The 13,222-nt window shown below is 51.2% G+C and carries 10 protein-coding genes, 14 tRNA genes and 4 rRNA genes; 2 read left to right on the forward strand and 26 right to left on the reverse strand.

Features of this window, described 5'->3' with window-relative positions; translation table 11 throughout:
* Positions 1–135 precede the first annotated feature (135 nt).
* From NYE24_RS16010 to NYE24_RS16035, 6 genes are all read right to left on the reverse strand, one after another.
* Complete coding sequence (locus NYE24_RS16010; protein WP_036696211.1) at positions 136–558, reverse strand: phage portal protein; 423 nt, start codon at positions 556–558, stop codon at positions 136–138.
* A gap of 166 nt (positions 559–724) precedes the next feature.
* Positions 725–1,195, reverse strand: coding sequence for a phage tail tube protein (locus NYE24_RS16015; RefSeq protein ID WP_036696208.1), 471 nt, complete (start codon positions 1,193–1,195; stop codon positions 725–727).
* A 1-nt stretch (position 1,196) separates the two neighbouring features.
* Positions 1,197–2,519 carry a phage tail sheath family protein gene (locus tag NYE24_RS16020; protein WP_036696206.1) on the reverse strand — a complete coding sequence of 441 codons (1,323 nt, stop codon included), beginning with the start codon at positions 2,517–2,519 and terminating at the stop codon, positions 1,197–1,199.
* Positions 2,519–2,725: a hypothetical protein gene (locus NYE24_RS16025; protein WP_036696204.1), complete on the reverse strand. Its 207-nt coding sequence runs from the start codon at positions 2,723–2,725 to the stop codon at positions 2,519–2,521. The genes NYE24_RS16020 and NYE24_RS16025 overlap by 1 nt, the downstream gene beginning before the upstream one ends.
* Positions 2,722–3,144 carry a DUF6838 family protein gene (locus NYE24_RS16030; protein WP_036696201.1) on the reverse strand — a complete coding sequence of 141 codons (423 nt, stop codon included), beginning with the start codon at positions 3,142–3,144 and terminating at the stop codon, positions 2,722–2,724. The genes NYE24_RS16025 and NYE24_RS16030 overlap by 4 nt, the downstream gene beginning before the upstream one ends.
* Before the next feature lie 375 nt (positions 3,145–3,519).
* The gene (locus tag NYE24_RS16035) at positions 3,520–4,017 is read right to left on the reverse strand and encodes an ArpU family phage packaging/lysis transcriptional regulator (RefSeq protein ID WP_342479245.1); all 498 of its coding nucleotides are present in this window, start codon (positions 4,015–4,017) and stop codon (positions 3,520–3,522) included.
* 301 nt (positions 4,018–4,318) lie between these two features.
* On the opposite strand from NYE24_RS16035, the gene NYE24_RS16040 reads away from it, so the two are divergent.
* Positions 4,319–4,759, forward strand: a complete 441-nt coding sequence (locus tag NYE24_RS16040; RefSeq protein ID WP_341027214.1) for a helix-turn-helix domain-containing protein — start codon at positions 4,319–4,321, stop codon at positions 4,757–4,759.
* A gap of 45 nt (positions 4,760–4,804) precedes the next feature.
* Positions 4,805–5,218, forward strand: a complete 414-nt coding sequence (locus NYE24_RS16045; protein ID WP_036696270.1) for an ImmA/IrrE family metallo-endopeptidase — start codon at positions 4,805–4,807, stop codon at positions 5,216–5,218.
* A 79-nt stretch (positions 5,219–5,297) separates the two neighbouring features.
* Here the strand turns inward: NYE24_RS16045 and NYE24_RS16050 are convergent.
* From NYE24_RS16050 to NYE24_RS16145, 20 genes are all read right to left on the reverse strand, one after another.
* Positions 5,298–5,371 (reverse strand) — tRNA-Pro (locus tag NYE24_RS16050).
* A 17-nt stretch (positions 5,372–5,388) separates the two neighbouring features.
* Positions 5,389–5,462, reverse strand: a tRNA-Gly gene (locus NYE24_RS16055).
* Positions 5,463–5,479: 17 nt separating this feature from the next.
* Positions 5,480–5,553: transfer RNA gene (locus NYE24_RS16060), tRNA-Pro, on the reverse strand.
* Positions 5,554–5,582: 29 nt separating this feature from the next.
* A tRNA-Arg gene (locus tag NYE24_RS16065) sits at positions 5,583–5,659 on the reverse strand.
* 8 nt (positions 5,660–5,667) lie between these two features.
* Positions 5,668–5,742, reverse strand: a tRNA-Gly gene (locus NYE24_RS16070).
* 7 nt (positions 5,743–5,749) lie between these two features.
* Positions 5,750–5,833 (reverse strand) — tRNA-Leu (locus NYE24_RS16075).
* A 15-nt stretch (positions 5,834–5,848) separates the two neighbouring features.
* Positions 5,849–5,921: transfer RNA gene (locus tag NYE24_RS16080), tRNA-Lys, on the reverse strand.
* Between the two features lie 5 nt (positions 5,922–5,926).
* Positions 5,927–6,000, reverse strand: a tRNA-Gln gene (locus NYE24_RS16085).
* A gap of 53 nt (positions 6,001–6,053) precedes the next feature.
* Positions 6,054–6,129: transfer RNA gene (locus tag NYE24_RS16090), tRNA-Val, on the reverse strand.
* 36 nt (positions 6,130–6,165) lie between these two features.
* A tRNA-Glu gene (locus NYE24_RS16095) sits at positions 6,166–6,240 on the reverse strand.
* A gap of 12 nt (positions 6,241–6,252) precedes the next feature.
* A tRNA-Thr gene (locus NYE24_RS16100) sits at positions 6,253–6,328 on the reverse strand.
* A 1-nt stretch (position 6,329) separates the two neighbouring features.
* Positions 6,330–6,405, reverse strand: a tRNA-Asn gene (locus NYE24_RS16105).
* 9 nt (positions 6,406–6,414) lie between these two features.
* Positions 6,415–6,531: ribosomal RNA gene (gene rrf, locus NYE24_RS16110) — 5S ribosomal RNA — on the reverse strand.
* Between the two features lie 76 nt (positions 6,532–6,607).
* A 23S ribosomal RNA gene (locus NYE24_RS16115) occupies positions 6,608–9,534 on the reverse strand.
* Positions 9,535–9,688: 154 nt separating this feature from the next.
* A tRNA-Ala gene (locus NYE24_RS16120) sits at positions 9,689–9,764 on the reverse strand.
* 29 nt (positions 9,765–9,793) lie between these two features.
* Positions 9,794–9,870, reverse strand: a tRNA-Ile gene (locus NYE24_RS16125).
* A 47-nt stretch (positions 9,871–9,917) separates the two neighbouring features.
* Positions 9,918–10,034 (reverse strand): 5S ribosomal RNA (gene rrf / locus NYE24_RS16130).
* A gap of 123 nt (positions 10,035–10,157) precedes the next feature.
* Positions 10,158–11,718: ribosomal RNA gene (locus NYE24_RS16135) — 16S ribosomal RNA — on the reverse strand.
* The 16S, 23S and 5S rRNA genes sit together here with 14 tRNA genes alongside, the layout of an rRNA operon.
* Positions 11,719–12,064: 346 nt before the next feature.
* Positions 12,065–12,295, reverse strand: coding sequence for a hypothetical protein (locus NYE24_RS16140; RefSeq protein ID WP_036692450.1), 231 nt, complete (start codon positions 12,293–12,295; stop codon positions 12,065–12,067).
* A gap of 235 nt (positions 12,296–12,530) precedes the next feature.
* The gene (locus tag NYE24_RS16145) at positions 12,531–13,142 is read right to left on the reverse strand and encodes a stage II sporulation protein M (protein WP_036692448.1); all 612 of its coding nucleotides are present in this window, start codon (positions 13,140–13,142) and stop codon (positions 12,531–12,533) included.
* Positions 13,143–13,222 lie beyond the last annotated feature (80 nt).

The raw sequence follows: 13,222 nt of genomic DNA on the forward strand, positions 1-13,222 counted from the left end.
TGTCCACGCGTACGGAGATCATGGCATAGATCGCCGCGCGTTCGCGGATGGAGAGCTTCATCAGCTCATGCGGCAGAATATGCAGCTCATGGAGGGCGTAGTAGGCCAGATTAGCCTCACCATCGCCCTCGTTGATTAGTTTTTTACGTCATCTACCAGCTCATTCATGTCTGTGGCGAAGCCGTTCAGGGCCTGTACACGTTCCCCAAGCGCAGCGAATTCTCCGGGCAGCAGCATTTTGCGCAGCAGCGATTCGGCACCCATCACCCCGTAGGAGCGTTGAAGCTCCGTATTCTTCAGATCCGGATGCACAATGCTTGCCGTCATCAGCTTCGCCATATATTCATTGGGATCGATGTCCGTAGTGTAGGTGCCGTTCTTTCCTTTGACCTTGCGGGTAGCTGCCTTACGGCATTCCTGGTTCTCTTCCTCATTCATACTGCGCAGCTTCCAGACGGCAGGGTTACCTTCCTTGTCCTTGAACCGCAGCGAGACCGCGAATTCCTCTGTTGTATCACAAGCCGCATTTTGCGCAAAAAACAAGCTTAATTCACTCATGTTGTTCCTCCCGGATTCTTATTGTGTTAGGGCAGCGAAGAGGCCCTCCGCAGAATACCGCCGCACAGCAGCTATGGCTTCAATGATCCTCCAGATACTTTGCGGGAGCCCCCGAACCTATTCATTCATTTACTCTTTTACAACCTGCGGATTGTCTGCTTATGCTTTATTGGCCGGAATTCGCCGGAGCCGCGAAGGGCTGCACCAATTCCACATCTTCGAAGGTAAAAGCAACCTCTTCCTCCAGCGCATCCGACTCCGTATCCAGCGAAGCCATAATAACGCTGTCCAGATTGACATCCTTCAGCATGATGCGCTGGGCGCCCACGGTTGAGGACGGATCTTCATTGGTCACGTTAATGTTGAAGTATTGGTCAATCCCTGTCTTCATGTACTCCAGCATCATCTGGCGGAAACGGCTCGTCATATAGAAAATCGTCATCGTACCGCTGCCCGACCAGCCGGTCGCCTTATGCTGCACCCCGCGGCGTCCCAGCGTCTTCACTTCCGCCTTCTGCTTCTCAACAGTGGCTTCCAGGGTTTTGACATAGAACATCTCTTCCGTCTTTCCGTTAATCATGGCATACGCCCGGCCCTCCTGGCCGGACAGCGTATCGCTGGCTCTCAAGAATGTCATCTTAGACCACCTTCACTTTCATATATACTTTTTCTACGGAATCTACCGGCTTCACAGCTACCTCCAGCACTACGCTGTCACTGTCCGCTCCAGAAGTCACCACAATGTCGCTCTGTGCATTGAAGTTCTCAATCGCCCCGAGGTTCTGCAGATCATTCATATAAGTGACGCACTGCGACCAGAAGAGCGCGCGCCCGTCCTCATTATTCGGCAATTTGCCAATGAAGTAGCTCTCAAAAATCCGCTTCAAATCACCAGCAATCCCATCCAGCACACGCAACACGCGGTTCTTGGAGAAGGCCTTGCCTTTGTCTGTGGAGAAGGAGGTGAACGTGTTAATGTCCTGCTCCACTACTGCCCGGCCTCCGCTATAGGTGAACAACAGCTCTCCGTCTGTAAGTGCTTCTACAGTCTCGGAATGACTGAAACGCACATCCGCATCTACAGCATCGTCATAGGCCTGATAAGTCAGGGATTCGTTCACAGCGGCAGCGGCAGTTGCCCCCGCAACCCAAGCCACGGCATGCGCTTTATCCACTACCGTTCCATCACTCAGAATGACGCCGTTCGCCACACTGATGATGCCTTCATGATCAGCCGTAGCGTAATCGGACAAGACCGCCTGCACCTTCTTGCCTTCCGTGTTACGCAGACGCTTCACATAGGCGCTATATAGCGACTTCAGCGTGTTATCCTGCGATACCAGACCTACCGTCTGGAAATCCTGAACCTCCAGCGCCGACAAGAACGCACTATGCTCCGCATTCGTCACCGTACCATTCGCCCCGCCTGCCAGCGGCAGTCCAGCGCTCACCGTCAGCGCACCAGATTCATTCGGCTTAAATTCTACATAAGCGTTCGCAACCAGACCGGCAGCAGCACTTACCGTCTGCTTGTCCACTTCACTACCCTCAAGCAGCGTCCGTACATCGAACTGAGTGCTGTCATCGATATTTTTCTCGATCACTACCTTAAGCGCATTCCCGCGTTCCCCGCCATACAGCGCAGTCGCCTGAACTCCATTATTGGTCACAGCTGCCTTCACACCCTGATTCAGACGGTAGAGCAGCAGTGTGCCCGTCCGCTTCAGTACCTCTCTCACCGGCAGCAGCTCTGCAGCCGTCAGATCGTAGCCCAGCTTTTGCTGGAAATCGTCCTGAGCCGTAAGCTTCAGAATGACGCCCGCAGGCCCCCAAGGCAGTGCAAGCGCCAAAGCAGCTGTACCGCGTTCCCCCATTTTACCTGCCACAATGCCGTTCGAGGCCACATTTACGTATACCCCCGGACGCACCTTGTTTTGTGTTGTCCATGTTCCTCCAGCCATTAGATAACCTCCTTATTTAGATACTGCTCCATTAAATGCTTAGCCTCTTCCAAGGTGTAGCTCCCGTCCTCTTGCAGAACTACCTCCAGTACATCCTTTTCCTTAGGCCCAAACAGAGCGGAGTTCATCATCTGCTTCTTTCCAAAAGCATCCGGCCCCCCGCTCCCGCGTCCCTGTTCACTTTGCGTCATTTCCTTAGAACTCATTTCAGCCGCGTCCCTTCTGTGAAATGTCCCATCAGCTCTGCCTCTTCCTCCGGCTGCTTCTGCTTCTGGAGATAGAGCATATAGTCCACGGTGAACAGCGCCCCCCGTCCCTCTGCTCCGGCCACCCAGGACTGGCGCACCACCCGATAAGCGGGATTAACACTTTCTCTTGCGTCCAGCGCCTCACAGAGCCCGTCAGCCACAGTCTCTGCATCCAGCAGATTGCCTTGTTCATAGCGTATACCGAAGCGGTAGATCGCCATGTATCTGCCTTCACGCTGCCTGTCGTAGGTTGCAGAGAGCAGCTCCAGCCTGAAGTAGGCTGACTGCGGCTTATCCCCTTCCACATAGACAGGAATATCCGGGAAAAACTGCACCAGCGCAGCAGTGATATTTCCCCGCAGTTGTTGTACCGTCATGATTTCATTCCTCTCATGATTAGATGTGGTAATCCCTCCTGCCTTTCTTGAAGTCACCCACGGATTCGATTCAGGAAGAATTGGACCCGTCTTGTACCCGGCAATGACCGAAGGAGCTTTCACCGCGCTTGTCTGCCAGCCTGCCTTAGGCTTCGATGATGTGGAGCATTTATGCTCCTGCGGTGTCCTTCTGCTTCATTTGCCATGTTATAATCATAGCCCCCCTGAGACCTTGCGCAGGCGCTATTACAGATGAGTTAACGATAACTTCCGGTGGTACAAGGGATGATAAATGGTGCTCCCCGTTCAACAAAAAAGCCGCATCACCCCAGGGGCAATACGGCCATCTCATTTATATATGGTAGTTGCATTTTGTCAAAAGGATTTCTGCCCCTTAGTTCCATTTCCTCCAGCCGGGGTCTTCGTGAGCGTAGCCAGAGACAGCAGCTGAAGATCATCAAGCGCCAGCGCCATCTTATAGAACGCCTTCGACCTTATTTTCACATAAGTATCCTTGCTCACCGGAGGATCGAACACATGATTATAAATAGTATAGTCGTAGCTCTCCTCTCTGCGCATGTACCTCTCCCGCACCAGCTGCTGTTCCCTCTGGGTAAGCCGCTCTACGACCGAATCGATCACAGCACAGTACGCCCGTCTTGCAGCAGGCACATCTACATTATGCGTGGCAATTGCTGCGGTCTGATCGGTAACCGTATGGGTCGCGCCATGGAACCGTTCCGTGTAGGAATAAGTAATCCCAGCCTCTTTAGCCTCGAACGTTACAGATTTGAAAATCCGGTACTTCTCCAGCATATTCTCTATAGTGACCTGAGTCAGGCGGCGGTCAAGCTCCGGCAGCGAAGATAGAATCATCATTTATACCACTCCTTAGATGTTATAGAGATTTAAGAACTTTGTTGCGGACCTTTCCGGCCAAATGTGTTAAAATTCTACTTGTTCGTATAGTGTTCGCTTTTTTTGATAATATACCACTTAACTCCCAATTCAGTAAAACCTCATTTTAGCCCGTTTTGGAGCATAAACAAGCTATATGCATGTCTATTCTTACCTTTTGGCAATAATAGACTCTTTATTGTTTACCTCTTGGCATAAATAGCTTATAGTAAGTACAACAGCTTTTTAGGTGATTAGGGATAAGGAGTGGTTATCGATGGCAGAGGAATTCGGATACTATCTGAGACAGCTTCGGGAAGGAAAGGGACTGACCATTAATCAGCTGGCAGCGCTTGCCGGTATCAGTGGAGCCCAAATCTCACGGATCGAGAATGGATTACGGGGTGTCCCCAAGCCGGCTACACTGCGTAAAATTGCTGAAGCGACAGATGTGTCTTACGAGGAACTGATGGGCCATGCCGGTTATTTAACCGAGAATGAGAGCAGTTCAGAGGGCGCTGTGCCTGCCTGGGCCACCAGCAAGGATAAGCGGGACTTCCGCCAAATGCTGGAGGATGACGGTGAGCTGATGTTTGACGGAATTCCCCTGAACAAGGAAGATAAGCAGCGGATTAAGGACGTATTAACCGGCCTGTTCTGGGAGGCTAAGCAGATGAACAAGCGGACTAAGCCCAAGCACCATCCAGGTAAAGAGTAAGTACCAGGCGATCCAACTACTATTAACATGCTGCGGGTGAAGAATATGGATGAGCTAATCAAGCGTTTGGTCAAAAAATACAATACCAGCAGCCCCTTCGAGCTGGCTGAAGCACTGGGGATTCACATCCGGTTCATGCATCTGGGTGACGGCACCAAGGGCCTCTACTACCGCAAGTTAAGAAGAAGGTTCATCGTCATTCATAACCAGCTGCCGCTAGAGTGGCAACGGTTCGTATGCGCCCATGAACTCGCGCATGACCGCCTGCACAAAGGGGTCAACCGTTTCTTTCTGGAGGAGAATTCTTACTTCTCGCCAGGCAAGCTGGAGCGGCAAGCTAACTTATTCGCGGTTAAGCTGCTATCAGTCGGCACTGCCATTGAGCAGGATGAATCCCTACAGAGCTATTATGCAAGGATCGGCATCCCGGCTGAGGTTGTCTTTTTTTTAGACGATTAAAGGAACAGATGTTCCTTTAATGACGCAACAAAAAACTCTTACCGCAGTAAGAGTTGCTTGCCAGCCATAAGCTGTTCGATCGGGATGACACGATTTGAACATGCGACCCCCTGGTCCCAAACCAGGTGCTCTACCAAGCTGAGCTACATCCCGAAACTATTAGATTATTATGGAGCGGGTGATGGGAATCGAACCCACGCTATCAGCTTGGAAGGCTGAAGTTCTACCATTGAACTACACCCGCACAGGTGAAATGAAATATCGGGATGACACGATTTGAACATGCGACCCCCTGGTCCCAAACCAGGTGCTCTACCAAGCTGAGCTACATCCCGTTAATACAAGTTACTATTCGAAAGAATAATGGCGCGCCCTGAGAGATTCGAACTCCCGGCCTTTTGATTCGTAGTCAAACGCTCTATCCAGCTGAGCTAAGGGCGCAAAAAATTTGGAGCGGACGACGGGAATCGAACCCGCGACCCTCGCCTTGGCAAGGCGATGCTCTACCGCTGAGCCACGTCCGCAAATAAGTGGTGCGCGTGAAGGGACTTGAACCCCCACGTCTTACGACGCCAGATCCTAAGTCTGGTGCGTCTGCCATTCCGCCACACGCGCATAAATCAATAAAAGTGAGCCATGAAGGACTCGAACCTTCGACACCCTGATTAAAAGTCAGGTGCTCTACCAACTGAGCTAATGGCTCATATTTGGCAGGGGATATAGGATTCGAACCTATGATGACGGAGTCAGAGTCCGTTGCCTTACCACTTGGCGAATCCCCTACAATAGATACCTATATAATGCCCACAATCTCCCTCAAATATCAAGAACATTATGGTGGAGGCTGAGGGGTTCGAACCCCCGACCCTCTGCTTGTAAGGCAGATGCTCTCCCAGCTGAGCTAAGCCTCCATATGTATGGTGACTAATAAGGGTACTGATTAAAAATGGTGACCCGTATGGGATTCGAACCCATGTTACCTCCGTGAAAGGGAGGTGTCTTAACCCCTTGACCAACGGGCCGTAGTAAATTTGTGGAGCTCTCAACCGGATTCGAACCGGTGACCTCTTCCTTACCATGGAAGCACTCTACCTGCTGAGCTATGAGAGCATGGCTCCCCGAACAGGACTCGAACCTGTGACAACTCGATTAACAGTCGAGTGCTCTACCAACTGAGCTATCAGGGAATATTGTCCGCTTGGCAACGTCCTACTCTCCCAGGACCCTTCGGTCCAAGTACCATCGGCGCTGGAGGGCTTAACGGTCGTGTTCGGGATGGGTACGTGTGGAACCCCTCCGCTATCGCCACCAAACGGGCATTTACAGCGTAAATGCTTCAGGAATTGATTCCTGAAAACTGAATCCGAAACAAATCTGCGTGTTAGAAATTTGGATAAGCCCTCGACCGATTAGTATTGGTCAGCTCCATGCATTGCTGCACTTCCACCTCCAACCTATCTACCTCGTCGTCTTCAAGGGGTCTTACATACTGGGAAATCTCATCTTGAGGGGGGCTTCACGCTTAGATGCTTTCAGCGCTTATCCCGTCCGTACGTAGCTACTCAGCCATGCTCCTGGCGGAACAACTGATGCACCAGCGGTACGTCCATCCCGGTCCTCTCGTACTAAGGACAGCTCCTCTCAAATTTCCTGCGCCCACGACAGATAGGGACCGAACTGTCTCACGACGTTCTGAACCCAGCTCGCGTACCGCTTTAATGGGCGAACAGCCCAACCCTTGGGACCTACTTCAGCCCCAGGATGCGATGAGCCGACATCGAGGTGCCAAACCTCCCCGTCGATGTGGACTCTTGGGGGAGATAAGCCTGTTATCCCCAGGGTAGCTTTTATCCGTTGAGCGATGGCCCTTCCATGCGGTACCACCGGATCACTAAGTCCGACTTTCGTCCCTGCTCGACTTGTAGGTCTCGCAGTCAAGCTCCCTTATGCCTTTGCACTCTGCGAATGATTTCCAACCATTCTGAGGGAACCTTTGAACGCCTCCGTTACTCTTTAGGAGGCGACCGCCCCAGTCAAACTGCCCGCCTGACACGGTCCCCGTACCGGATTACGGTACTAGGTTAGAACCTAGATACGATCAGGGTGGTATCCCAACGGCGCCTCCGCAGAAGCTTGCGCTCCTGCCTCTACGGCTCCCACCTATCCTGTACAGATCGTACCCAAATTCAATATCAAGCTGCAGTAAAGCTCCATGGGGTCTTTCCGTCTTGTCGCGGGTAACCTGCATCTTCACAGGTATTAAAATTTCACCGGATCTCTCGTTGAGACAGCGCCCAAGTCGTTACGCCATTCGTGCGGGTCAGAATTTACCTGACAAGGAATTTCGCTACCTTAGGACCGTTATAGTTACGGCCGCCGTTTACTGGGGCTTCGGTTCACAGCTTCGGATTGCTCCTAACCACTCCCCTTAACCTTCCAGCACCGGGCAGGCGTCAGCCCGTATACTTCGCCTTACGGCTTCGCACAGACCTGTGTTTTTGCTAAACAGTCGCTTGGGCCTTTTCACTGCGGCCCCCTCGGGCTATTCACCCTACCGAGGCACCTCTTCTCCCGAAGTTACGAGGTCATTTTGCCGAGTTCCTTAACGAGAGTTCTTCCGCGCGCCTTAGAATTCTCTTCTCGCCTACCTGTGTCGGTTTGCGGTACGGGCACCTTCTCCTGGCTAGAGGCTTTTCTTGGCAGTGTGAGATCATGACCTTCGCTACTATAATTTTCGCTCCCCATCACAGCCTGGCCTTAATAGTGTGCGGATTTGCCTACACACCAGCCTCACTGCTTAGACGGACATCCATCAGTCCGCGTCACTACCCTCCTGCGTCACCCCATCGCTCATAGCGGATTACGGTGGTACAGTAATTTCAAACTGTTGTCCTTCGACTACGCCTTTCGGCCTCGCCTTAGGTCCCGACTTACCCTGAGCGGACGAGCCTTCCTCAGGAAACCTTGGGCTTTCGGCGGATCAGATTCTCACTGATCTTTTCGTTACTCATACCGGCATTCTCACTTGTATGCTGTCCAGCGCTCCTTACGGTACACCTTCAACCCACATACAACGCTCCCCTACCCCAGATGCAAAGCATCTAGCCATAGCTTCGGTGGTGTGTTTAGCCCCGTTACATTTTCGGCGCAGAGTCACTCGACCAGTGAGCTATTACGCACTCTTTCAATGGTGGCTGCTTCTAAGCCAACATCCTGGTTGTCTGTGCAACTCCACATCCTTTCCCACTTAACACACACTTGGGGACCTTAGCTGATGGTCTGGGCTGTTTCCCTTTTGACAATGGATCTTAGCACTCACTGTCTGACTCCCGGCAAGAAGTTAATGGCATTCGGAGTTTGACTGAGCTTGGTAACCCTTGCGGGCCCCGCACCCAATCAGTGCTCTACCTCCACCACTCCATTCACCGAGGCTAGCCCTAAAGCTATTTCGGGGAGAACCAGCTATCTCCGAGTTCGATTGGAATTTCTCCGCTACCCCCACCTCATCCCCGCATTTTTCAACATGCGTGGGTTCGGGCCTCCAGTGCGTGTTACCGCACCTTCACCCTGGACAGGGGTAGATCACACGGTTTCGGGTCTACGTCCACATACTGAGTCGCCCTATTCAGACTCGCTTTCGCTGCGGCTCCGGCTTCTCACCTTAACCTTGCATGTTAAACGTAACTCGCCGGTTCATTCTACAAAAGGCACGCCATCACCCATAAAGAGGGCTCTGACTTTTTGTAAGCACACGGTTTCAGGTTCTATTTCACTCCCCTTCCGGGGTGCTTTTCACCTTTCCCTCACGGTACTGTTTCACTATCGGTCGCCAGGTAGTATTTAGCCTTAGCAGATGGTCCTGCTGGATTCATACGGGGTTTCACGTGCCCCGCACTACTCGGGATCCGTCTCGGAGAGAACACAGTTTAGGCTACAGGGCTTTTACCTCTATCGCGGGCCTTTCCAGACCTCTTCGCCTACCATATTCCTTTGTAACTCCATGTGAGACGTCCCACAACCCCAAGAGGCAAGCCCCTTGGTTTAGGCTGTTCCGCGTTCGCTCGCCGCTACTGACGGAATCACTATTGTTTTCTCTTCCTCAGGGTACTTAGATGTTTCAGTTCCCCTGGTCTGCCTCTGCATTTCCTATGTATTCAGAAATGAGTAACTGCGAATTACCACAGCTGGGTTTCCCCATTCGGACACCCCCGGATCAAAGCTTGCTTACAGCTCCCCGAGGCAGTTTCGTTGTTCGCCACGTCCTTCGTCGGCTCCTGGCGCCTAGGCATCCTCCGTGTGCTCTTAGTAGCTTAACCAATGCGTTCTCCCTAAGGAAAATCGCTAGTATCGCCATTAATTCAAAACTTGTTTACACAAGTTCAGCTTAAAGGAATATTCTAAAACGCAAATTCGTTTCGGTATCCAGTTTTCAAGGATCAAGATGTTGCATATACTGTTGTAAAGAATAATTGGTGGAGCCAAGCGGGATCGAACCGCTGACCTCCTGCTTGCAAGGCAGGCGCTCTCCCAGCTGAGCTATGGCCCCAAATAGGTATTCAATTCAAGATTGTTATATGGTGGGCCTTGGTGGACTCGAACCACCGACCTCACCCTTATCAGAGGTGCGCTCTAACCAACTGAGCTAAAAGCCCATATAACAAAACATACAGTAGTGAAGCAATCAATGAATTGATTGTTCGCTTGGCGGCGTCCTACTCTCCCAGGACCCTTCGGTCCAAGTACCATCGGCGCTGGAGGGCTTAACGGTCGTGTTCGGGATGGGTACGTGTGGAACCCCTCCGCTATCGCCACCAAACGCATACGAAAGAGACTTGCTCTTTCAAAACTGAACACGAGTGAGTGTCCGAACCCTAAGGTTCTTTTTGGAAGCAAAGCTTCCGATTTGAATGTCTTCATTGCAGAAGACGATTCTCCATAGAAAGGAGGTGATCCAGCCGCACCTTCCGATACGGCTACCTTGTTACGACTTCACCCCAATCATCTACCCCACCTTCGGCGGCTGGCTCCCTTGCGGGTTACCCCACCGACTTCGGGTGTTGTAAACTCTCGTGGTGTGACGGGCGGTGTGTACAAGACCCGGGAACGTATTCACCGCGGCATGCTGATCCGCGATTACTAGCAATTCCGACTTCATGCAGGCGAGTTGCAGCCTGCAATCCGAACTGAGACCGGCTTTGCTGGGATTGGCTCCACCTCGCGGCTTCGCTTCCCGTTGTACCGGCCATTGTAGTACGTGTGTAGCCCAGGTCATAAGGGGCATGATGATTTGACGTCATCCCCACCTTCCTCCGGTTTGTCACCGGCAGTCACTCTAGAGTGCCCAGCTTAACCTGCTGGCAACTAAAGTCAAGGGTTGCGCTCGTTGCGGGACTTAACCCAACATCTCACGACACGAGCTGACGACAACCATGCACCACCTGTCTCAACTTTCCCCGAAGGGCACCTGATGCATCTCTGCTTCGTTAGTTGGATGTCAAGACCTGGTAAGGTTCTTCGCGTTGCTTCGAATTAAACCACATACTCCACTGCTTGTGCGGGTCCCCGTCAATTCCTTTGAGTTTCAGTCTTGCGACCGTACTCCCCAGGCGGAGTGCTTACTGTGTTAACTTCGGCACCAAGGGTATCGAAACCCCTAACACCTAGCACTCATCGTTTACGGCGTGGACTACCAGGGTATCTAATCCTGTTTGCTCCCCACGCTTTCGCGCCTCAGCGTCAGTTACAGCCCAGAAAGTCGCCTTCGCCACTGGTGTTCCTCCACATATCTACGCATTTCACCGCTACACGTGGAATTCCACTTTCCTCTTCTGTACTCAAGTCACCCAGTTTCCAGTGCGACCTCAGGTTGAGCCCAAGGTTTAAACACCAGACTTAAATAACCGCCTGCGCGCGCTTTACGCCCAATAATTCCGGACAACGCTTGCCCCCTACGTATTACCGCGGCTGCTGGCACGTAGTTAGCCGGGGCTTTCTTCTCAGGTACCGTCACTCCGGTAGCAGTTACTCTACCGGACGTTCTTCCCTGGCAACAGAGCTTTACGATCCGAAAACCTTCATCACTCACGCGGCGTTGCTCCGTCAGGCTTGCGCCCATTGCGGAAGATTCCCTACTGCTGCCTCCCGTAGGAGTCTGGGCCGTGTCTCAGTCCCAGTGTGGCCGTTCACCCTCTCAGGTCGGCTACGCATCGTCGCCTTGGTGGGCCGTTACCCCACCAACTAGCTAATGCGCCGCAGGCCCATCCCCAAGCAGCAGATTGCTCCGCCTTTCATTCTCTCCTCAGGAGAAAAAAGAAATTATCCGGTATTAGCTACCGTTTCCGGTAGTTATCCCAGGCTTGAGGGCAGGTTGCCTACGTGTTACTCACCCGTCCGCCGCTAAGTTTGAAAGGAAGCAAGCTTCCTTTCAAACTCCGCTCGACTTGCATGTATTAGGCACGCCGCCAGCGTTCGTCCTGAGCCAGGATCAAACTCTCCAAATTGGTATTTAGAAAGAGCGATTGCTCATTTTGAAACATCTGACGAGAATTTACATTCTCTTTTTTGGATCTCACCGAAGTGATTTCCCACTCACTCGTTGTTCAGTTTTCAAAGATCAATGTCTCGTTTTAGCTCTTCACCGCATCTCAGCGGCGACCTTCATAATATATCATAGTGTTACGTTGTTTGGCAAGCTTTTTTTGAAAAAATTATTTTTCATTATTTCTTGCCTGCGTCTTCTCTTTAAACAATCAAAAGGAGCGCGAGATATAATGTATCATGTCGGCTCCCTTTTCGTCAAGCTATTCCATTCATTTTATTTATTCCGTTTATCAGCCCGCTCCAAACCTAATGCTTGAACTGAGAAGAACGTCCACCCCACGCATACTTAGACAGCTCTTTCTGTGGAGCAAATCGTGCATACATACGGAAAACTGTTTTATATCGATTGGCAATCGCATGCCTAATGTTCTGATCTAAACGCTGGTCACTCATATCCAGTAGCATCTCATCCAGCTCTTTGCGCAAAACATAGTCCAGCTCCTTGCATTCCTTCTCATTGAATAACATTCCGAGCATATGCTTGGCCTCCTTCATGAAATTCATAGTTATCCAAAATCATCAAACGCCGTTTCATCTCACTCAAAAGCCATTTGATGCGGGAAGCTCTGTTGAAGTGCTTACACTAAATTAACCGGAGTATTGAACCTATAACCATTATCATAAGAAAATCCCATTCATGGACTCTCTTTATTTAACCTGGCAGCTGATCCAAATGTTTCGGCTTTACTGTTATGCACAATTCCCCAGGATTTTATGATAAAAGCCAAAATGTAATTGTGCTCTCGATGATTGCCGCAACAAATAACAGAATCACGATCCAGACTGAAGCGGTGAAGGTCTGCCGCATAAAGGCCTGCCAGTTCACTGCCCTTTCTCCGCTCCGCTTCATCGCTCCAAAGAGTGCAGAGAGCACATTACTGCCGAACTTCAGCCCAAAGGCGCAGGCAATGATGATGGCTGGAATCTCAATAATGCCGTGCGGCAGCAGCCCTTTTACAATAAGCGTGAACAGATCCTGTCCCTGTATCGCAGACAAATGAATCAGATAGCCGATAACGGCACCGTTGATCAACAGAAAGAACGCAGGCAAGAGGCCGAATAAGGCACCCAGATAAATGATGACTACGCTTTTGATGCTATTGTTCAAAAAAATGAATACAAAAAAGCTCCACTGCGGATTGGACGACTCTCTAAGGTTCCCGCTAATCTTACTGATCCCCTTCAATTGCTCATTCAGCAGCTGCTGAAGACTACCAGTGCCGACCCAGCCCAATATCCCCCCCGCTATGAACAGGATTGTGGCCATTAGGAGCGCGGTGCGAATCGTCCTTAGATCCTTGATAAATGTATTAAAAGATAACATGCGTACCTCCTGATTTGGATTCTGCCGAATTGCAATTCGTATGGATTGATTCATATCTGAGGTCATAAGCGCCCTGTACG

It is taken from the genome of Paenibacillus sp. FSL H7-0350, from assembly GCF_038593195.1.
Classification (GTDB): Bacteria; Bacillota; Bacilli; order Paenibacillales; family Paenibacillaceae; genus Paenibacillus_AQ.